Origin of the sequence: Halostagnicola sp. A-GB9-2 (assembly GCF_030068615.1) — an archaeon.
Lineage (GTDB): Archaea > Halobacteriota > Halobacteria > Halobacteriales > Natrialbaceae > Halostagnicola.
Window position 1 is genome coordinate 61,323 of sequence record NZ_JASJOC010000004.1, and the last position, 19,640, is coordinate 80,962.

The window sequence follows — 19,640 nt, forward strand, 5'->3', positions numbered from 1 at the left end:
ATCTGACAGTCGGGAACCCGTTACTCGACAAGTCGCTCGATTTCCGTCACCAGAATACCGCTCGCGCCGGCATTCTTCACGTCCGTGATCGTCTCGAAGACATCTCGTTCGTCGACGACCGCATGAACCGCGAGCTTCTCGCCTTCGCCGTTAGCGACATCCATGACGGTGGGGCCGCCGAGACCAGGAATAACCTCGCGAACGTCCTCGAGCTGGTCTCGGGGCACGTTCATCATCAGATATCGTTTGCCATCCGCGGAGAGAACGGACGAGAGCGCGGTTTTGATCTCCTGAACTTTCGGGTCCTCGGCTACGTCGTCTCGAGCGAAGAGGGAGACCGAACTCGAGAGAACCTCCTCGACCACGCCGAGGTGATTCATCTTTAGTGTCGTCCCGGTGCTCGTGATGTCGACGATGGCGTCGGCCATCTCGACGTGGGGAGTGAGTTCCGTTGCGCCGCTTACCTCGACGATATCGGGTTCGATCCCGGCGTCGTCGAAGAAGTTTCGGGTGACGTTCGGAAACTCGGTGGCGACGGTCTTGCCGGCCAGATCCGAGACCGTGTCGATGTCGCCGTCTTCGGGCGAGGCGAGGACGAGTCGACAGCGGCCGAACTCGAGGTCGAGCAATTCCTCGACGCGATCCGTCTGTGCTTCGCGAACCTGATCGAGGCCCGTGATGCCCAGGTCGGCCGCACCGTCGGAAACGTACTCGGGGATATCGGCGGCGCGGGCGAACAGAATCGTGACCTCCGGGTCGACCGTCTCGGCGTAGAGCTTGCGGTCGGCACCGTTTTCGATGTGGAGCCCCGCCCGCTCTAAGAGATCGATCGTCGGCTCGTGCAGGCGGCCCTTGTTGGGAACAGCGATACGCATTTGACGGGTATTAGCGGCCCCGCGGGAATTGTCTTTCCTTTCGGGCGATGGGCGCGGCGAACGCGGCGGGCGAGAGAACTTATCAGCATGGCTATGACTCTCGGGGGCTCTTTTTCACGTAGGCTGTGAACCTTTGTGCGGGCATCTCGTCGAAGCCGGCATGACGAATCCGCCTCGCGTCATCGTCGTCGGTGCCGGACTCGCCGGACTCGTCGCCTCGCGACACCTCGCGGCCGCCGGAGCGGACGTGACCTGCGTCGAGCGCCGGGAGACCGTCGGTGGCCGCGTTCGAACCGCCACGAAAGACGGGTTCCGACTCGATCGGGGGTTCCAGGTGCTGTTCACCGGCTACCCGGCCGTCCAACGCGAACTCGACATCGAGGCGCTCGAACTCAGACGGTTCGCGCCCGGAGCCGTACTTGCGGGGCCCGGCGGCCGATCGACGCTCGCAGATCCAATTCGAGATCCAGCGGCGTTACCCGCAGCGATTCGGAATTCGGAGGTGACGCTCCGCGATAAACTTCGGGTGCTCCGGCTCCGTGCCGCGCTGGCGCAGACCTCGATAGATTTCGAGACCGTGTTCGCGGGCGGCGAAGACGAGACGATCGCGGAATACCTCCGCGGCCGCGGCTTCTCCGAACGATTCCTCGAGAACTTCGCCGGCCCGTTCTACGGCGGTATCACGCTCGACCGATCGCTCTCGACCTCGAAACGCGTCTTCGAGTACACGTTCGCGGCGCTCGCGGCGGGCGATATCGCCGTACCCGCGGGAGGCATGGGAGACGTAACTGCACAGCTCGCCTCGAACGCGCGTCGAGCAGGCGCGACGATAGAAACGGAGACGGACGCAACGAGCATCGAGACCGGTCAGTGTAGCAGATCCGGCAATCGAAGTGACGCGGCCAACCGGAACGCTCCCGTCGCGGTCGAACTCGAGGGCGAAAGCGAGCGGTCAGCCGACGCCGTCGTCGTCGCCGCCGATCCGAAGGCCGCCCGCAACCTAACCGGTCTCGAGTCGATTCCGATCGAGGCGAGGGCCTGCGTCACACAATATTACCGGCTCCCCGCGAGTGTTGACCTCGAGACGGGCCAGCGCCTGATGTTGAACACTCGAGAACGGGGACCGAACCACGTCGTCCCTCACAGCGCCGTCGCGCCGGAGTACGCACCCGAGGACGCAACACTCGTGAGTGCAACCTATCTCGGCGAGCGCGAGGAAAGCGACGACGAGCTCGCCGAACGGACCGGACAGAGCCTCGAGACGTGGTACCCAAGCCGCCGTTTCGACCGCCTCGAGCCGATCCACACGGAGCGAATTCGGTTCGCACAGTTCGCCCAACCGCCGGGTATCCACGAAACGCTTCCTCGCGTTCGGGACGCGGGAGACGGCATCTACCTCGCCGGCGAGTACACCCGCTGGTCGTCGATACAGGGAGCGATGGAGAGCGGTCGAGCGGCGGCCAAAGCTGTCATCGACGATCGCTCTTGAGAAACCAACAGAGGATGACCTTCCATGGGAGTCACCGGATCAACCGGGCCGGTGCTTTGGATTCTAAAATATCGACGGATCAAACCACCACTTCCAAAAGCGAAATTCGCTTGAAACTACACCACGTATGTATTCATATGACAACCAGACGAGCGCACCTCGAGATCACGGGAATGTCCTGTTCGACGTGTTCGGGAACCGTCGAAGACGTCGTTTCAGACCTCGAGGGCGTCGTCTCGGCGAGCGCGAACTACGCGACGGACGAAGGGACCGTCGAGTACGATCCGGAGACCGTCTCGCTAGCCGAGATCTACGACGCGATCGAAGAGAGCGGCTACGAGGCGGCCTCGGCAACCGAAACGATCGCGGTCATGGGAATGTCGTGTTCGACGTGTTCGGAAACCGTTAGCGAGGCGGCCGAGACCCTGCCTGGCGTAATCAGAGCCGACGTGAACTTCGCCTCGGATGAGGCACGTGTCCGGTACAACCCGAACGACGTCTCGCTGGGAGAGATTTACGCGGCCATCGAAGATGCGGGCTACGACCCCGTCCGCGAGGAAATTGGGGAAACGCAGGGCTCGAGCCAGCGCGAACGCGCCGTCGAGAAGGAACTTCGCCGACAGCGCAGGCTCGTGATCGCCGGCGGACTCCTGACCCTGCCGTTCGTCCCGATCATGCTCGCCATGCTCGGGCTCGTTCCGATGCCCCACGAACTGCTTGGCGTCGAGGAAGTCTGGATCAACGGTCTCGAGTTCGTCCTCGCGACGATCCTCATGGCGACGCTCGGCAAGGAGTTTCTCGTCGGCGCGTGGCGCGCCTTTTCGAACAACCGGCGCGCGAACATGGACACGCTCGTGGCTGTCGGCACCTCCGCGGGGTACGTCTACAGCACGGCCGTCGTCGGCGGTGCGCTCACCGGAAACCTCTACTTCGAAGCGGTCGCCTTTATCCTCTGGTTTATCACGCTCGGCAACTGGCTCGAGGTGCGCTCGAAAGCCCGCGCGGGAAGCGCCCTTCGGGAACTCCTCGAGATGGAAGCCGACGAGGCGACGGTGATTCGGGAGGGCGAGGAAGTACAGATCCCGCTCGATGACGTCCAGGTCGGCGATGTGTTGAAAGTCCGTCCCGGCGAGAAGATCCCGACCGACGGCGTCGTCGTCGATGGACAAAGTGCGGTCGACGAGTCGATGCTCACCGGGGAAAGCATGCCCGTCGAGAAAGACGAGGGCGACGAGGTCGTCGGCTCGACGGTCAACCAGAACGGTGTCTTGCGCGTCGAGACGACGAAAGTCGGCTCCGAGACGGCGATTCAGCAGATCGTCGACCGGGTCAAGGAAGCCCAGTCTCGCCAACCCGAGATTCAGCGCCTCGTCGACACCGTCAGCGCGTACTTCGTCCCTGCAGTGATCATCAACGCGATCTTCTGGGCGGTCGTCTGGCTCGCCTTCCCCGAGTTGTTGTACGACGTCTCAGCGGCGCTTGGCTCCTGGATTCCGGTCCTCGAGCCCGTCGGCGGCGGCCCCGTCGCGGGCGGTGTCCCGGTCCTCGAGTTTTCTGTGATCGTACTCGCCTCGGCCCTGCTGATCGCCTGTCCCTGCGCGCTAGGGCTGGCGACGCCCGCCGCGACGATGGTCGGCTCGACGCTGTCGGCGACCAACGGCGTTCTGTTCAAGGGCGGCGACGTGCTCGAGCAGGTCCGGGGTATCGACACCATCGTCTTCGACAAAACGGGCACGTTAACCCACGGCGAGATGGTGCTGACGGACGTCGAACTCGTCGGCGACGCAGTACCCGACGGTGGTGAATCTTGGTCGGCTGATGGCGACTCCGAGACCGCCCCGGACGGCGGCACGCTCGTCGAACGCGAGGAGGATCTCGAGTCGTTCGTCCTCGGCGCGGCGGCCGCGGCCGAATCCGGCTCCGAGCACCCGATCGCAAAGGCGATCGTCGAGGGTGCTTCCGACCGCGGTGTCGAAGTCGGCGAGGTCAGCGAGTTCGAGAACGTCCCCGGCCACGGCATCCGTGCCGAAACCGTCCGCGGGAGCGTCCTCGTCGGCCGACGGAAGTTGCTCGCAGACGAGGGGATCGATCCCGATCCCGCCGAGGAAACCCTCGAGCGCCTCGAACGCGAGGGGAAGACGGCCATGCCGGTCGCCGTGGATGGCGAACTCGTCGGCGTGCTTGCGGTCGCAGACGAGGTTCGCGAGAGTGCACGAGAGACCGTCGCGGCACTCCGAGAGCGCGGGACCGAGGTCGTGATGCTCACGGGAGACAACGAGCGGACGGCTCGAGCAGTCGCGAAAGACGTCGGGATCGATACGGAAAACGTCCGCGCGGGCGTGTTGCCCGAGGACAAGGCGGATCACGTCGACGCGCTACAGGACGGCGACGACGGGACCGGTGCGCGGGTGATGATGGTCGGCGACGGCGTGAACGACGCCCCCGCCCTGACCACCGCGCAGGTCGGCGTGGCCATCGGTTCGGGAACCGACGTGGCGATCGAATCCGCTGATGTCACGCTGATGCGAGACGACCCCGCGGACGTCCTGAAGGCCGTCCGCATCTCCGAGGCGACGATATCGAAGGTCCGCCAGAACCTCTTCTGGGCGTTCATCTACAACACGACGCTCGTCCCCATCGCGTCGCTCGGTCTGCTCAATCCCGCGCTGGCCGGGCTCGCGATGGCCACCTCGAGCGTGAGTGTGATGGCGAACAGTCTGACGTTCGCGACGTACGACCCCCACGAGGACTACCGGCTGTTCGTAATGCGACCGATAGATTGGATTCGTGAGCGGATCTGAGCAACAATCCGGGTCGCCAAAGCAGAAACCGTGCGGACGACTACTCCGCCTGCCCGGGGAAGAAGAGTTCGGCGATCGGAATCGTCAGATAAGCCTCGACGAACGCCGCGACCACGAGCATGAGCCAGCCGAAGATCACCAGCAACGTCGTCCGGGCGAGGTAGGGCTTCGTGAATAGCGCCGAACGTTTCCCGGTAATGCGTTCACCCGCACGGTAGAGGAACCGGAATCCGACGCCGGCGGCGATGAACAGCGCCGTCAGCTCGAAGATTCCGTGTGGGACGAGCAACGCGATGATCAAGCCGTAGCCGACATCCGCACCGATTGCGACGGCGATATTCCCGACGATCAGGCCGTTGAACGTCATAACGAAGAAGGTAAACAGGCCTAGCGTCAGCGCGCCGAGGATCGAAGCGAGGTACGGCGGCGTATTGTTGAGGATGAAGAACATCGCGGAGAGCTCTATTTGTCCCTCGCCCTCGAGTCCGCTCGGTTCACCGCCGACTCCGTTGAGCTCCTCCTCGCCGAACTCTTCGAGGATGAGTTCCATGAACAGTTCGGTCAGGTCGACGCCCGCCGCGGCGAGTGCGACGCCAGAAGCGATTCCGAGCGCGAATAGACCACCCGAGAACGAGACGTACCGCCGGTGTTCGGCCCACGCGTCCGAAAGCGCGTGGAGGATCTGTGGAAAAACGGATCTGGAGACGACCGCGGCGAGGACCAGCCCGGATCCGAGGACCGCCGCCCCAAGTGTGGCCATCATCACGTCGTAGACAACGAACGTCGTCACCGCAGAGATGAACGAGACGGCCGCGAGCGTCGCCAGAAGCGCCGTCCAGTTTCGGACCGCGTCGGGGCCAGCGTTCGGAAACATCGATCCGTCATCTTGGGCTGGCGGGTCGCCCGGCTCGTCCGAGTCGCCCTGCTCCGCCGGGTTAGCCGACTGCGGCGAGGAATCATCGAATTCCCAGCCGTCGACTGTCTGGTCGTTGGCTCCGTCCGTGCCATCGGCATCGCCCCAACGGTCGTCGGCGTCGTCGTCGCGTTCGGGACCGTTCATGAACCTCTGTTGGGGAAAACGACTGTTAAACCCGCCGACTGGCGTTGGCTTCGCCGCTACTCGAGCGGACGGCTGATCGACAGCCTGACATTCCCGGACGAGAAAGGCAGGACAATGACGACGCTCGAGATCACCGGCGGGCGGGTGCTGTTACCCGACGCAACGGTCGAACGCGCCGACGTACTGGTCGATCAGGATGCGGGAACGATCCTCGAGGTCGGGACCGATCTCGAGGGGACGGCCGACGAGACACTCGACGCGTCGAACTCGCTCGTGACGCCGGGGTTTGTCAACGGACACACGCACGTCGCGATGACGCTCCTGCGTGGGTACGCGGACGACAAACCGCTGGATGCGTGGCTTCAAGAGGACATCTGGCCCGCCGAGGGTGCGATGACGGCCAAGGACATCCGCGTCGGCGCGGAACTGGGCATCCTCGAGATGATCAAAGGGGGAACGACGGCCTTTGCGGACATGTACTTCGAGGTCCCTGAAATCGTCGCGGCGGTCGAGCAGACGGGCGTTCGAGCCACGCTCGGGCACGGGATCGTCACGGTGGCCAAAGACGACGAGGGAGCACACGAAGACGCCGCCGAGAGCCTCGCCGTGGCCAAGGAGTTCGACGGAGCCGCCGACGGCCGGATCTCAACGGTGTTCGCCCCGCACTCGCTGACGACCGTCGGTGCGGAGTACCTCGAGGAGTACGTCCCGAACGCTCGTGACGCCGGAATCCCGGTACACTACCACGCGAACGAAACCGAGGACGAAGTCGCGCCGATCGTCGATGAACACGGAATCCGGCCGCTCGAGTACGCCGACGAACACGGTCTGCTCGAGCCTCAGGACTTCGTCGCCCACGGCGTCCACGTCGATGAAACCGAAATCGACCTGCTCGCGGAGGCCGGGACGAGCGTGATCCACTGTCCCGCCTCGAACATGAAACTCGCCAGCGGGATGGCACCCGTTCAGCGACTGCTCGAGTCGGGCGTCACCGTTGGCCTCGGAACCGACGGCGCGGCCTCGAACAACGACCTCTCGATGCTCGATGAAGCCCGCGACGCGGCCATGATCGGCAAGCTCGCCGCGTCGGACGCCAGCGCCGTCGCGGCCGAGTCCGTCGTCGAGATGCTCACGGCCGGAAGCGCCGACGCGATGGGCCTCGATTCGGGCCGCATCGAGACCGGTGCACCGGCGGACTTCGCCGTGATCGACCTCGAGAAACCACACTTGACGCCGGGACACGACCTCGTGAGCCATCTCGCCTACGCGGCCGAAGCAAGCGACGTTCGGCACACGGTCTGTGACGGATCGGTGTTAATGCGCGATAGAGAGGTTCTCACGGTTGACGAGACAGGCGTTCTCGAGCGAGCACAGGAGCGCGCCGACTCGCTTTCCGCTCGGGTTGAGCGGTGAGATCACAACGCAAACCGATTACGGGTGAATAGCCACAGATTGGGAGACCAAAATTGAATCTAAACGGTTAGATCTGATGATAAACGCTCGAGAGAGATCTGTTTCCGTGTTACCTTCTTATTTAATAGCTGAACTGACACGAGGGTTTATTTAAATTTGCTTTGATATCGTGAGTGGGTGTGATTACCTGCAGGGTACTCGTGGGGGACTGGCCTGCCACACCAACTGATCCGTCCCATCGAACCGACGGAATCCATCCGTCTCCGAACGGAAACAGGTGTCAGAGGCACCGTCATCCGTCGACCGAGGAACTGGGTTCGCGCCCGTCTCGAGGCGGGCGCATCGGATCGTCCTACTATTCGGCCTCATTGGCGTCCGTTCTTCGGCGTTTTGAGACCAACTCATAGGGTCTGTTGTACCCGTTTACCGGTTCGTCTCCAGAGCGGGGTGGCGAATGGGCGGAAATGGCTGACAGCCAACCCTATCACGCAGTGACTTCTTCGAGTGTACTCGCTGCGGCGTCGGCCGGTGCCTCGAGGCGTACAGCACACTGTTTGAAGTTTGGTTCCTTCGAACGCGGGTCGACGGCCGGAATCGTGAGGTCGTTCACGTCCGGGTGGTGAATCGGCAGCCAGACGACGCCGTCGGGGATCGCCTCGTCGATTTCGATCCGTGCGAGTATTGACGCTCGTCGAGACGTGACGCGAGCGTACCGCTCGTCGTCCGGCCCCTCGAGTTCGGTCGACAGCGCCGAGGCGGTTGCGCCGCTCACTCGAGCCGTAACCGGTTCGTCTTCTCGAGTGCGAACGCCGGTGTTGTACGCGCCCGGTTCGCGTGCGGTGGTCAGCGTCAGCGGGTAGGACTCGTCCGGTGGCTCCGGGAGGCCGGTTCCCTCGCCATCGGAAAACTGTGCGCGACCGCTCGGCGTCGGGAACGACCAGCGTTCGCTCACTGGCGTCTCACTCGAAGCGCCCTCGGGCCGGACGGTGGCCGATCCGCCAGCCTGGTCGTCCGTCGATACGTCGTAGTATCGATAGCCGCCGGCGTCCTCGGGGGTCGGTGCCGGCCAGCGAACCGCGCGCTCGTCCTCGAGACGGTCGTAGCTGATCCCCGAACAGTCCGCGAGGGTTCCCTCGGTGAGGCCGACGAACTCGTCGAAAATCGATGCCGGTTCTGGGGTCGTCTCGAACAACCCCGGCGCGAGGCGGATCGCCAGTTCGCCGATCAACTCGAGATCGGATTTGACGCCCGAGGGCGTTTCCGTCGCCGAGCGAACCCGCGAGACGGTTCGTTCCATGTTCATTGCGGTCCCCTCCGACTCGCCCCACGTTGCCGCCGGGAGCACCACGTCCGCACACTCGACGGTCTCGCTGTGGAAGGCGTCCTGCACGACGAGGAAGGTATCCTCGAGTCGCTCTCGAACACGTTTCGCGTCGGGCATCCCCACAGCAGGATTGGTCGCAACCCCGTAGACGGCCTCGACCTCGTCTTCGGTGGCGTCGACGATACCGACGGGGCCGGGCCCCGGATCGTCGGGCAAGGTTTCGACCGGAACGCCCCATTCGTCCGCAATCTCCTCACGGTGGGCCGGATCATCGAACGCTCGGTGACCTGGCCAAGTTCCTTTCGAAGAGCAGACGCGGGTTCCCATCGAGTTCGCCTGTCCCGTCAGCGAGAACGGTCCGGTTCCGGGGCCGAGGTTGCCCGTCGAGAGACAGAGGTCGATCAGGGCGGCCGCAGTCGGCGTCCCGTCGACGCTCTGATTGACGCCCATTCCCCAGTAGAGGAGGGTGTCGTTCTCGAGCGCCGCGGCGAGTTCGTCGACGGTCTCGAGGGGAACGCCCGCTTCGTTCGCCGCGGTGGCGGCGTCGGGAAGTCGGTCTCGAAGCGCGTCAAAACCAGTCGTTGCCTCGGCGACGAACGAGTCGTCGACCCGGTCGGTTTCGACGACCCGAGCGAGGACTGCTCGAGCGAGCGCGAGGTCACCGCCCGGATCGGGTGTAACGTGTGAGTCTGCGACCTCGGCCGTTTCGCTTTCGACGGGGTCGACGACGATCAGTTCGCAGTCCTCATCGGCGGCGGACTGGCGAATCCACCGGAACATCACCGGGTGTGCGGCGGCGGGGTTTGCCCCCCAGACGAGGTGTGTTTCGGCCTCGGGGATATCGTCGTAGGTCGGCGGGGGCGCGTCGCTTCCGAAGGCATCGTAGTAGGCGGTGACCGCACTCGCCATGCAAAGGGTGGTATTCGCGTCATAGTATCGCGTGCCGAAGCCGCCGCGAGCGAGTTTACCCAGTGCATAAGCCGCCTCGTTGGTCTGCTGGCCGCTTCCCAACACCGCGACGCGATTCGATCCCTTCTCGAGGGCCGTATCGAGCCCTTCAGCGGCGCGCTCGAAGGCGTTATCCCACGTCGTCGGAACGAGTTCCCCCTCTCGTCGGACGAGCGGACGCGTGAGCCACTCCCCGCCGGGATCTGCCGTCTCGCTCACGCCGCGCTGACAGGCCAGCCCCTGATTGACGGGATGGGCGGCGTCGCCCCTGACGATGTCCAGCCCGTACCCGGTCTCGACGGCTCGTTGAACGTGGCCACAGCCGACTGCACATCGCATACACGTGGTGGGAACGTGATCAGTCATATTCGACCCCTCCCTCCGTTCGAAGAAAGACTCTCGTGGGGTTTACATACATACCACAACCCTGGAGATTCGTCCGAAACCATTTCACAATTTCACGAGATTGGAAAAGCTTTCCAGCTACTAAACCATAATCGTTTAACTACCACAGTTTTTGGCGATCTTCGTGCCGGTTCGCTCAATGTGGGAACGCATAAGGAGAATATAAGGGGATATATTCCGGCTATGGCCGTCAAGAATAGACGGTCGCTGACAGCGATAGTATCGGTTGGATACCTCGGGCGAGAACCAAACTTCGAGAGGGGACACGCGATCGTGGTCAACGAACGCACCGACTCAACTCCGAACGGCTCCCGTCTCACCGACCGGTCCACTTCACGATCAGGAGCGTCCCTTCAAACAGGAGGATCATCGTAATGGCCACGAAGATCGGAGCCATGAACGTCGGATCCATCGTGAACATAAACGAGAGTCCCGCGAATGCCGTCCAGAAGTAGAGTCGTTTCTCCGCGAGCCACTCTCGAGTGGTCACGCCGAGCATGATCGCGAGCATGATAAAGAGCGGTATCTGGAAGACGATCGCGAGGAAACCGGTCAGCGTGATGACGAGGTCGAAGGTTTCACCGAGCGCGTAGGCGATGTCCGCGCTCCCTTCGGAATAGAACGTAAAGTACGAGAAGAGAATCGGGAGGACGACCAGGTACGAAAAGATCATCCCCAGTCCGCCGAGGACGACACTGGTCGGAACCGCGGCGAGGTAGTACTTGCGCTCGTTCGGGTACAGACCTGGCCGCATGAACAGGTAACACTGATAGACGAGCATCGGCAGCGCGATCATGATCCCCAGCAACGCCGAGAGTTTGATCCGGGTCAGCCACAGCTCGAGGGGATGGTAAATGTGGGGCGGTCGTTCGGAGGCCTGCGGAACGACATCGGACCAGATGAACGCGATCGCATCCGAGGCCCACAAGATTCCGATCGCGGTCCCTGCGGCACCGAACAGAAAGACGACCGCGAGCCGCAGAACCATCTCTTCGATGTGGTCGGCGAGCGGCATCTCCTCGTCGTCCGGCGGCGTCGAGATACCGCCGATATCGTCGTCGGGGTCGGGGTACACTTCGTCTTCGTCCTGTTCCGGCTGATCACCGACGTACCCCTCGCCGTCGGTCTTCGCCTCCAGTTTCTCGTCGTCATCGGATGGCAATGGCTCCTCGGAGCCCGTCGTGGACTCATCGGTCCGCTCGTCGTCCCCACCGCCAGCCGACTCGTCCGGCATCTATGGTGACATAGACCCGCCACTGGTTATAGGCCTTTTTCTTACGAGCACTCGACGAGGACGAGCGAAGACAGTGAAAGATTCACTCTTCAAACGGGGGTATCTGTCGAATACGGTGGTATAATCTCCTGTACGGCGGGTTTCCGACACGGCACAGTGGGTACCCGACACAGGAGAGGGCCCGCACGCACCACGACTCGTTTCACACTTCCGTACTCGAAAGGTTGATAACTGGATGTAAGTTATCCACTGACAGCAATGAGTTCTGCGGTCAGCGAAGACACCGCCCGAGCTATCAACACCGGCAGGGAAACCATCGGCGCCGTTCTCTCAGGCGCCCAGGCGAACCTCCAGAAGGTGTTTATGGTCTTCGTCATCGGGTTCGTCGGCTCGTTTTACGCCCTTCGTGTCTTTATCTGGGACTTCCTCGAGGCGACGGCGCGAGCGGAGATGAGCGCGAACGTCTCCGAGGCGACGAACATCATTACCCGGACGCCGTTCGAAGTAATCCTCCTGCAGGCGAAAATCGGGATGGTGGTCGGGATCATCGTCGCGATTCCGGCGGTCATCTACTACTCTCGAGACGCCCTTCGCCAGCGCGGGCTCAAATCGGTCGTCCCCGTCTCGAAACGGTACATGGTCGGCTTCGCGCTGACCTCGTTTACCCTGTTCTGGATCGGCCTGTTCTACGCGTACGCGATCTTCTTCCCCTACGCGTTTGACTTCCTCGCGATCGTCGCCTACGAGGCTGGCGTCGATCCGAGCTGGGGGATCACCGAATTCACCGAGTTTATGGCTCTGTTGACCATTTCGTTCGGTCTCGCGGCCCAGCTGCCGCTCCTGATGAGCGTCCTTTCCTATACGGAAATTATCTCCTATGAAACGTTCCGGGCCAAATGGCGCCACGCCCTCGTCGCCATCACGGTTTTCGGGGCGATGTTCTCCCCGCCGGACCCGTTCACGCTAATCATGTGGGCACTGCCGCTTTTCGCGCTCTACATGTTCAGTCTCGGCCTCGCGAAGGTCGTGACAAACATTCGGCGACGCGGCGCGGCCGAACTCGACACGGGAACCGGATTCATGAAGCGACGTCTTCTCCAGTTTTCGGGGCTCTTGATTGCAATCAGCGTCGCGACGGCCGCCTTCGTGAACCAGGGCGGGTTCGACTACCTCGAGGAGTCGGTGTATCCGCTCCTCCCGTCGGGCCTAGAGCCCGGCGGACCGACCGCTCTCGAGTCGATGGCGATCGAGTACGGACTGGCCGGCGAGGCGGCGGTCGGTATCCTGATCGGACTCGGCGTCGGCTTTCTCATCCTCGTCGGCTACACACTCATCGTCCTCCGATCGCCGGTCTATCCGCGGGCAGGAGACATTCGAAACGCCGACAGCCCCGACGACATCGACTTCGAGACCCTCGAGACCGAAGATGTCGAGGACGTATCGGCGCAGGTCTTCCTCCAGATGGACGAAGAGCAAGCCCTCGAGATCTCTCGGCAAGCGATGTACGACGAAAACAAGGCGAAAGCCGAGAAAGTTCTCAACCGGTTCGATTCGATCCAGGCCCAACAGGGCCAGTCCGGGGGCGCAGGCGGTAGCGAAGACGGATCCGGAACAGGTGCCGGCGGAGCGACGGACGGCGATTCCGGAGCCGGCGAAAGCGAAGAAGAAGAAGAAGGGCTCTTCTCGAGTACCGCCGCGGGGATGCTCGATCCGTTCACGGAGGACGAGACGACCGAAGACGACATCGGCGGCTACGCCTACGATATCGCGTTCATCCTCAACAGCCTGACCTCGAAGGTGTTCTACATCGTCGGGGTCTTCATGGCCGTCCTCGGCGGGACGTTCTTCGCGCTGTACCAGGGCGGGTTCACCATCATCCTGGCCCAGTTCGTCGACCGGGTTCCCGAGGACGTCCTGGTGGAAGTCGCGGAAGCAAACGACGCGAACTTGGCCGGCGACGAAACAACGACGGAGTTAATCCGCGACGCCGGGTTCGTCATCGCGCTCGATCCCGTGGAGGTCCTGATCTTCATGGTCAAGGTGAGTACGATCCTGGCGATCATCTCCATCCTCCCGCTGGTCCTGTACTGGGCCTGGCCGGCCCTCAAGGAGCGCGGACTCGTCTCGGGCAACGCGCGAGTCGCGCTGATCTGGGGCGTGACGATGCTCGTCGGCTTCGCCGTCGGACTCCTGCTGGGATTCTACTGGATCGCCCCGGCGGTCATCTCCTATCTCATCACCGACGCCGTCAACAACGGGATGGACGTCACCTACCGGATCAACAGCTTCTCGTGGCTCGTGATTTACACGACGCTGGGCGTCGGCTTCCTCTTTAACATCATCGTCACGATGGCGATGTTCCACGTCGGTGGCGTCGTCAACTACCGGACGATGCTCGAGCAGTGGCGGCCCGTCGTCGTTGGCGTCTTCGTGATCGCGGCCTTCGCGAGTCCGAAAGGAATCCTGACGATGATCGCGCTCGCGACGCCGATCGCGCTCACCTACGTTTTCGGACTGGTCGTCCTGTACGTGCTCACAGCCGGCGGGCGGCTCTTCGGTGGCAACGGCGGGGGCGGGGAGCCCGAACCGGAGACCGGTGCCGTCGCCGAATGATCGGCGGAACGGCGAGTTCCCGCGGTCGACGGTACGTTTCCCGATTGTTCATTTTCAGCCGTCACCGCTCTCTCGGTAGCATCGAAGCCTCGGATGGAAACGTTAAGGGATAACACTACAAACCGCCTCGTATGCCCAAAATCAGCGTCGAAATCCCACAGGAACTCCTCGACGACCTCGATGCCCACGTCGGCGACGACGGAAAATTCGTCAACCGAAGCGACGCGATCCGATCGTCGATCCGCAAAAACCTCGACATCCTCGACGAAATTGATGACCGACACGACCGCCTCGAGACAGACCAATGAACGTGAAACCGGGGGAAGCCCGATGACGACTCGAGCGGTAATGAATTCCGCGCCAGATAGCACCAGTAACCGAAACAGAATTTATCTGTAATAAACGGCCTTAACATTCAAGCAGTGTCTTACCCGCCAGCAGAGATATCCAGTTACTATCACCTATTCGTTTGCCACTGCTCCCAGTGGAACCCGACGAATCACTGTGGTGATATCCTGATGGAACGAACGACCGAAATACCCGCAACCGACGTTACGCAGTGTGCCCTCCACGAGGCGACCGGACACCTCTACGATGCGCTCGCGGAGGCGAATTTACAGGACGAACAGATTCCGACGGCGGTCTTCGACTCAGTCGAGGAGTTGTACATCGCGACCGCCGAGCGATCGTTGGCGAGCGTCGAGATCAGCTACGAACTCGAGGAGGAGTCATCCTCGAGCTAACACGGACTCGAGCGCACGGTTCGGCGAGCGACGTGAGGGCGAACCGCGGCAGTCAGTCTCGGTCCAGGCGCTGTGCGAAGCCGAAGTTCGGCTTGACGTCTTCGACTTTCACCGTCACCGTTTGGCCCTCCTCGGCGCCGGGAACGAACAGTCGATAGCCTTCGACGGAGGCGATTCCGTCGCCTTCCTCGCCGACATCGACGATCTCGACCTCGAGTTCGTCCCCCGTTCTGACCGGGGAGGTGAGTCGCCCCTTGCCGATGAGATAGATCTCCGAGGACTCCTTGCGCGACGCCTTCGGACTCGTCGCGCGGACGTACTGAAACTCCGCTTCGACGTCCTCGCGGAACGCGTCGACGTCCGGCCCCTCGAACACCTTCACGATGAAGTCCCCGCCGGTGTCGAGCAGTTCCAGCGACGTCTCGAACGCCTGTCGAGCGAGGTGGAGCGAGCGAGCCTGATCGAGGTGGTACTCGCCGGTCATGTTCGGTGCCATGTCGGAAACGACCACGTCGACGACACCATCCGCCGTATCGGTAACTCGATCCCGCGTTCGGTCCTCGGTCATGTCGCCGCGAACGGTCTCGATGTTGTCGTGGTCCTCAAGCGGTTTGATCCGCTGGAGGTCGACCCCGATGACGGTTCCCTGCGGACCGACGCGCTCGGCGGCGACCTGAAGCCAGCCGCCTGGCGCGGCCCCGAGGTCGACGACGGTGTCCCCCTGGTCGATGGCGTTCTCGAGGTCGGCGAGCTGTTTGAGCTTGTAGGCCGCTCGAGAGCGATACCCTTCCTGCTTGGACTTGTTGTAGTAGTGATCTTTCCCAGTCATCAGTACCTCGCCAGATCCCGTGCTGTTCGTCCGCACGAGCGAAACGAATATCGGTTCATACACGAACGACGCCGTCGACGCTGATAGGCGTGACGCACCTGCGGTCTCCGTCGATCGGCGACGACCGGCGACAACTCCGATCGACCGCAAAAGGTGGCTTTTTATGCGGACCGTCCGTAGCCCGTCACATATGTTCAAGGCCATCGTGAGCGCGGAAACACTCACCAGCACGCTCGACTCAATCAGTGTGTTGGTCGACGAGTGCAAGATTCACCTCGAGGAAGAAGGCCTCGAGATTCGGGCCGTCGACCCCGCAAACGTCGGGATGGTCGACCTCTCGCTCGATGCAGCCGCGTTCGAATCGTACGAAGCGGACGGCGGACTGATCGGCGTCGATCTCTCGCGACTCGAAGATATCGCGGGCATGGCTGAATCCGGCCAGCTCATCCAGTTCGAACTCGACGAAGAGACGCGAAAGCTCCACATCCAGATCGACGGACTCGAGTACACGCTCGCGCTCATCGATCCGGATTCGATCCGGCAGGAGCCCGACATTCCTGATCTCGACCTTCCCGCGGAGGTCGTTCTCGAGGGCAAAGACCTCAACAGATCGGTTACAGCCGCCGACATGGTGTCGGATCACATCGCGCTGGGCGTCGACGAAACCGACGAGTTCTTCTACGTCAACGCGGAGGGAGACACCGACGACGTTCACCTCGAGTTGACTCGAGACGATCTGATCGATCTTCAGGTCGGTCCGGCGCGCTCGCTGTTCTCGCTCGACTATCTAAAGGACATGAACAAGGCGATTCCCTCCGACACCGAAGTGACTCTCGCGCTCGGCGAGGAGTTCCCGATCAAGATGTACTTCGGGTTTGCCGAAGGGGACGGGCAGGTCACGTACATGCTCGCACCGCGGATTCAGAGCGACTAGCGAACCGATCGGCGGACACTACTGATTCTGGAGTCTTCGAACCGGTTCGAAGCGACAGCGACGGGGCGGCCACGGGTCTCGTCGAACGAGGGAGCTGACTTTCGCAAGTGAAGATCCAACCGGAGTGACTGCAACAATCGAGTGACCGTCAAATGGGGGAGTATGTAAGGAGAGAACATGGAAAGGGGAGGAGTTACCGTCCCCAAACCGCTAGAGAGAATATGGTCTCTTCCGACGATTCTGCAGGTTCTCCGTCGAGTCACGTTATCTCGGTCGGCGGGCGACAACCGAGCGAAGCCCTCATCTCCGCAGTCGCAACGCTCGCGGGAACGGAACCCACATCGTTGCCGCCGCTGTACGACGTGGTCGACCCCGAGGCCCTCGATTCGCTCTACGAACACGTTCGAGAGCACAACGGAAGCTCCTCGAGCGATCACCAGATAACGTTCCCCTACGTGGGGTACGAAGTCCGTGTCGGGTTCGACGGGCGGATTCGACTCGAGCCGGGCTCGCCGAACGGACAGCAAAACAGCTGATCGACGCCGGTGGCCCGAACGGGGCGAACCGCCCGCGAACCTCCGCAAGAACGGGTCGCGATGCAACGCCGTGGAGATGGGAGCCCTCGGTAGCGTTCGAGAAATGGCCCCCCCTCGTGATGAGAAGACGCGAACGTCTCGAATCCTAACGGAGCCGGTCCCATTTTCGGGAGCGAAGTGCTCAATCTTGTTCGTGCAGGAACGAGCGCACGCACTCGGTTACTTCGTCGCTTTCCTCGATGAAAAAGCAGTGTGAGCCGCCGTCGATGGTCTCGAGGCGCGTCTCCGGGATTTTCTTCTCGAGCAACCGAGCGTTTTCGACGGGAACGACTCGGTCCGCGGTTCCGTGAAGGACGAGCGTCGGCGCTCGAATCTGGTCCAATCGGTCGCCGACATCGAAATCCAGCGCCGCGCCAGCTTGCGCTTCGCGTGCGGGTTCGGGTGCGTCCTGCTCGAGTCGCCACTCGATGATCCGGTCCATCAGATGGGGATTCCGGTTGGTGAATCGCTCGGTAAACGCCGGTCGCATTCGATGACGGAGTTTCTCTCGTTCGCTCGCGCCGTCGGGCGCCGAGAAGAGGTGCTCCTGGGTTTCCTCGGGAATCGGAACCGCGTCCGTTCCGCCGTGGGTCGTACAACACAGCGTGAGCGACTTCGCTCGCGAGTACTCGAGGGCGTACTGTAGGGCGATCATCCCGCCCATGCTGGCTCCAACGAGATGAGCGTTGAAGATGCCGGCATCCTCGAGGACGGCCTCGAGGTCCGCGGCAAGTCCCTCGATCGAGTAGCTCAGGGGCTTCAGGAGGAGCGGTGAGCGAACCCTACCCGGGAGCTTCGAAACGACCGGGGGGAGCCCGGCATCCGACCGACCGGTTCCGCGGTTGTCGGGGGCGATCACGTCGAACTCCTCCGAGATTCCTTCGCGTTGCCAGCGCCACATCCATCGGCCGTAGCCGAGGCCCTGGACGAAGACGACTGGGTCGCTCGTCGTCCCGCCCTCGCTCCCGTCTCGCTCGTAGTAGATCGACACGCCGTCTCGAGTGACCCGTGGCATACGTCGATCAACGTGTCGAACGGTCTTGAAATCGATCATCCGCGAACCGATGACTGAACGGTGGGACGGACCCGGACAGTTGTACGTCGAGACAGGACACCGACGCCGGCCCGCGAGTGACTCGCGGGTAGACCGAACAGCCACTTCCAAGTCGCCCGGTCGCCGACAATCAGCGCGTTTAACCTGCACCAGTAATATCGTCTTATCGATGCAGCGACTGCACGCCCGATACCCCTTCCTCGAGGCAGCCCGCGACTCGGTCGCCACGGAGGCCGTCGATCTGGCCACCGTGGTCGAGCAGGACCGGGACGTCGTCGATCGCGCCCGCGAGCGCGTCGTCGCCTCCCTCGAGGAGGGGACGACGGGCGAGGGCCACCGGGAGCCCCGCGTGGAACTGCTGTCCTATCCCGTCGCACGGGTGCTCGTTTCGCTGGTTAACGAGTCAATACTGGTTCGCAAGTACGCTCGAGCCGAAGCCGAAACGGCCTTCGATCGGTTTACGGACGATCTCGAGGATACAACGGAGCTAAAGAGCGTCGAGACGACGGGGCTCGACCTCGAGGACCTCTTCTCGGAGTTCGACCTCGACGAGTCGGTTCGGACGACTGGTGGAGGCGAGTATCGAATCGACGTCGGAACGTATCTCCCCCTCGCCGGCGATCTCTGGGAGGACGAGTGGCGACTCGTCAACCAACCCCTCGGCGATGGCGACGTGCCGGTCGACGAGACGGAGTTGCTGACGCTGCTTCGGGAGGCCGTCCGCGAGCGGATCGAGGACGGGCTGCCGTTCGACGTTCCCGACGCTATCGGCGCAGAACTCGAGGACGAGGCCGAAGAGATCCGCGAAGTACTGTCGGAAATGGACCTAACTCGAGAGATCGATACCGTCGTTCCGGATCTCTTCCCGCCGTGTATGAAGGCGCTTCTCGATCAGATTCAAAAGGGCGAACACCTGCCCCATCACTCCCGCTTTGCGATCACGGCGTTTCTCGCAAGCATCGGGATGGAAACCGACGACATCGTCGATCTCTACCGAGTCAACTCCTCGTTCGGCGAGGAGATGACGAGATACCAGACGGATCACATCCGGGGCGATACCTCCCCGACCGAGTACTCGCCGCCCTCGTGTGCGACGATGCAGTCCTACGGCGACTGCGTGAACAAAGACGACCTCTGCGAGGAGATTCCACACCCGATGGCCTACTACGAAAATCGCATCGACGACGCCGACGACGACGAACTCGAGGACTGGCGAGAGGCCACGGCCGAAGGCGATGCCTGATAGGGTCGTTCGCAACTGCTTTCAGCCAGCCTGAGCAGAGAACGAGGTTCGGGGAACGAAACCGCCGACGGAGTCTCTACGCCGGGAGAGAATTACGAAC

15 protein-coding genes are annotated in these 19,640 nt (G+C 62.5%); 9 read left to right on the plus strand and 6 right to left on the minus strand.

Features of this window, described 5'->3' with window-relative positions; all coding sequences use genetic code 11:
* Positions 1-20 precede the first annotated feature (20 nt).
* Complete coding sequence (hisG, locus tag QNM96_RS11420; protein WP_283836464.1) at positions 21-875, minus strand: ATP phosphoribosyltransferase; 855 nt, start codon at positions 873-875, stop codon at positions 21-23.
* A gap of 160 nt (positions 876-1,035) precedes the next feature.
* On the opposite strand from hisG, the gene QNM96_RS11425 reads away from it, so the two are divergent.
* Both QNM96_RS11425 and QNM96_RS11430 read left to right on the plus strand, forming a co-directional pair.
* Positions 1,036-2,364, plus strand: coding sequence for an NAD(P)/FAD-dependent oxidoreductase (locus QNM96_RS11425; RefSeq protein WP_283836466.1), 1,329 nt, complete (start codon positions 1,036-1,038; stop codon positions 2,362-2,364).
* A 137-nt stretch (positions 2,365-2,501) separates the two neighbouring features.
* Positions 2,502-5,165: a heavy metal translocating P-type ATPase gene (locus QNM96_RS11430; RefSeq protein ID WP_283836467.1), complete on the plus strand. Its 2,664-nt coding sequence runs from the start codon at positions 2,502-2,504 to the stop codon at positions 5,163-5,165.
* A gap of 40 nt (positions 5,166-5,205) precedes the next feature.
* Here the strand turns inward: QNM96_RS11430 and QNM96_RS11435 are convergent, their stop codons facing one another.
* Positions 5,206-6,225: a stage II sporulation protein M gene (locus QNM96_RS11435; protein ID WP_283836468.1), complete on the minus strand. Its 1,020-nt coding sequence runs from the start codon at positions 6,223-6,225 to the stop codon at positions 5,206-5,208.
* A 114-nt stretch (positions 6,226-6,339) separates the two neighbouring features.
* Between QNM96_RS11435 and QNM96_RS11440 the strand changes: the two genes are divergently transcribed.
* The gene (locus QNM96_RS11440; protein ID WP_283836469.1) at positions 6,340-7,638 is read left to right on the plus strand and encodes an amidohydrolase; all 1,299 of its coding nucleotides are present in this window, start codon (positions 6,340-6,342) and stop codon (positions 7,636-7,638) included.
* 484 nt (positions 7,639-8,122) lie between these two features.
* Here QNM96_RS11440 and nasA read toward each other — a convergent pair whose 3' ends face one another.
* Both nasA and QNM96_RS11450 read right to left on the minus strand, forming a co-directional pair.
* On the minus strand, positions 8,123-10,276 hold the full coding sequence (gene nasA / locus QNM96_RS11445) for an assimilatory nitrate reductase NasA (protein WP_283836470.1): 2,154 nt from the start codon (positions 10,274-10,276) through the stop codon (positions 8,123-8,125).
* 355 nt (positions 10,277-10,631) lie between these two features.
* Positions 10,632-11,549: a twin-arginine translocase subunit TatC gene (locus QNM96_RS11450; RefSeq protein WP_283836472.1), complete on the minus strand. Its 918-nt coding sequence runs from the start codon at positions 11,547-11,549 to the stop codon at positions 10,632-10,634.
* Between the two features lie 258 nt (positions 11,550-11,807).
* Here QNM96_RS11450 and QNM96_RS11455 point away from each other — a divergent pair, with 258 nt between their 5' ends.
* The 3 genes from QNM96_RS11455 (at position 11,808) to QNM96_RS11465 (ending at position 14,905) form a co-directional block, all read left to right on the plus strand.
* Positions 11,808-14,162: a twin-arginine translocase subunit TatC gene (locus tag QNM96_RS11455; RefSeq protein ID WP_283836473.1), complete on the plus strand. Its 2,355-nt coding sequence runs from the start codon at positions 11,808-11,810 to the stop codon at positions 14,160-14,162.
* 131 nt (positions 14,163-14,293) lie between these two features.
* Positions 14,294-14,470 carry a ribbon-helix-helix protein, CopG family gene (locus tag QNM96_RS11460; RefSeq protein ID WP_283836475.1) on the plus strand — a complete coding sequence of 59 codons (177 nt, stop codon included), beginning with the start codon at positions 14,294-14,296 and terminating at the stop codon, positions 14,468-14,470.
* A gap of 210 nt (positions 14,471-14,680) precedes the next feature.
* The gene (locus QNM96_RS11465) at positions 14,681-14,905 is read left to right on the plus strand and encodes a hypothetical protein (RefSeq protein WP_283836477.1); all 225 of its coding nucleotides are present in this window, start codon (positions 14,681-14,683) and stop codon (positions 14,903-14,905) included.
* 52 nt (positions 14,906-14,957) lie between these two features.
* Here QNM96_RS11465 and QNM96_RS11470 read toward each other — a convergent pair whose 3' ends face one another.
* The gene (locus tag QNM96_RS11470) at positions 14,958-15,734 is read right to left on the minus strand and encodes a 23S rRNA (uridine(2552)-2'-O)-methyltransferase (protein ID WP_283836479.1); all 777 of its coding nucleotides are present in this window, start codon (positions 15,732-15,734) and stop codon (positions 14,958-14,960) included.
* 190 nt (positions 15,735-15,924) lie between these two features.
* Here QNM96_RS11470 and QNM96_RS11475 point away from each other — a divergent pair, with 190 nt between their 5' ends.
* The gene (locus tag QNM96_RS11475; RefSeq protein WP_283836481.1) at positions 15,925-16,668 is read left to right on the plus strand and encodes a DNA polymerase sliding clamp; all 744 of its coding nucleotides are present in this window, start codon (positions 15,925-15,927) and stop codon (positions 16,666-16,668) included.
* Between the two features lie 221 nt (positions 16,669-16,889).
* A complete protein-coding gene (locus tag QNM96_RS11480; protein WP_283836482.1) occupies positions 16,890-17,204 on the plus strand; it encodes a HalOD1 output domain-containing protein in 315 nt (104 codons plus the stop codon).
* A gap of 181 nt (positions 17,205-17,385) precedes the next feature.
* On the opposite strand, the gene QNM96_RS11485 is transcribed toward QNM96_RS11480, so the two are convergent.
* The gene (locus QNM96_RS11485) at positions 17,386-18,258 is read right to left on the minus strand and encodes an alpha/beta hydrolase (protein WP_283836483.1); all 873 of its coding nucleotides are present in this window, start codon (positions 18,256-18,258) and stop codon (positions 17,386-17,388) included.
* 208 nt (positions 18,259-18,466) lie between these two features.
* Between QNM96_RS11485 and priL the strand changes: the two genes are divergently transcribed.
* Positions 18,467-19,540 carry a DNA primase regulatory subunit PriL gene (gene priL, locus QNM96_RS11490; protein WP_283836484.1) on the plus strand — a complete coding sequence of 358 codons (1,074 nt, stop codon included), beginning with the start codon at positions 18,467-18,469 and terminating at the stop codon, positions 19,538-19,540.
* The last annotated feature ends 100 nt before the right edge of the window (positions 19,541-19,640 follow it).

Bases quoted from the DNA above. Each gene is read 5' to 3' on its own strand.
- hisG (WP_283836464.1), bottom strand. From the start codon at position 875: ATGCGTATCGCTGTTCCCAACAAGGGCCGCCTGCACGAGCCGACGATC.
- QNM96_RS11425 (WP_283836466.1), top strand. From the start codon at position 1,036: ATGACGAATCCGCCTCGCGTCATCGTCGTCGGTGCCGGACTCGCCGGA.
- QNM96_RS11430 (WP_283836467.1), top strand. From the start codon at position 2,502: ATGACAACCAGACGAGCGCACCTCGAGATCACGGGAATGTCCTGTTCG.
- QNM96_RS11435 (WP_283836468.1), bottom strand. From the start codon at position 6,225: ATGAACGGTCCCGAACGCGACGACGACGCCGACGACCGTTGGGGCGAT.
- QNM96_RS11440 (WP_283836469.1), top strand. From the start codon at position 6,340: ATGACGACGCTCGAGATCACCGGCGGGCGGGTGCTGTTACCCGACGCA.
- nasA (WP_283836470.1), bottom strand. From the start codon at position 10,276: ATGACTGATCACGTTCCCACCACGTGTATGCGATGTGCAGTCGGCTGT.
- QNM96_RS11450 (WP_283836472.1), bottom strand. From the start codon at position 11,549: ATGCCGGACGAGTCGGCTGGCGGTGGGGACGACGAGCGGACCGATGAG.
- QNM96_RS11455 (WP_283836473.1), top strand. From the start codon at position 11,808: ATGAGTTCTGCGGTCAGCGAAGACACCGCCCGAGCTATCAACACCGGC.
- QNM96_RS11460 (WP_283836475.1), top strand. From the start codon at position 14,294: ATGCCCAAAATCAGCGTCGAAATCCCACAGGAACTCCTCGACGACCTC.
- QNM96_RS11465 (WP_283836477.1), top strand. From the start codon at position 14,681: ATGGAACGAACGACCGAAATACCCGCAACCGACGTTACGCAGTGTGCC.
- QNM96_RS11470 (WP_283836479.1), bottom strand. From the start codon at position 15,734: ATGACTGGGAAAGATCACTACTACAACAAGTCCAAGCAGGAAGGGTAT.
- QNM96_RS11475 (WP_283836481.1), top strand. From the start codon at position 15,925: ATGTTCAAGGCCATCGTGAGCGCGGAAACACTCACCAGCACGCTCGAC.
- QNM96_RS11480 (WP_283836482.1), top strand. From the start codon at position 16,890: ATGGTCTCTTCCGACGATTCTGCAGGTTCTCCGTCGAGTCACGTTATC.
- QNM96_RS11485 (WP_283836483.1), bottom strand. From the start codon at position 18,258: ATGCCACGGGTCACTCGAGACGGCGTGTCGATCTACTACGAGCGAGAC.
- priL (WP_283836484.1), top strand. From the start codon at position 18,467: ATGCAGCGACTGCACGCCCGATACCCCTTCCTCGAGGCAGCCCGCGAC.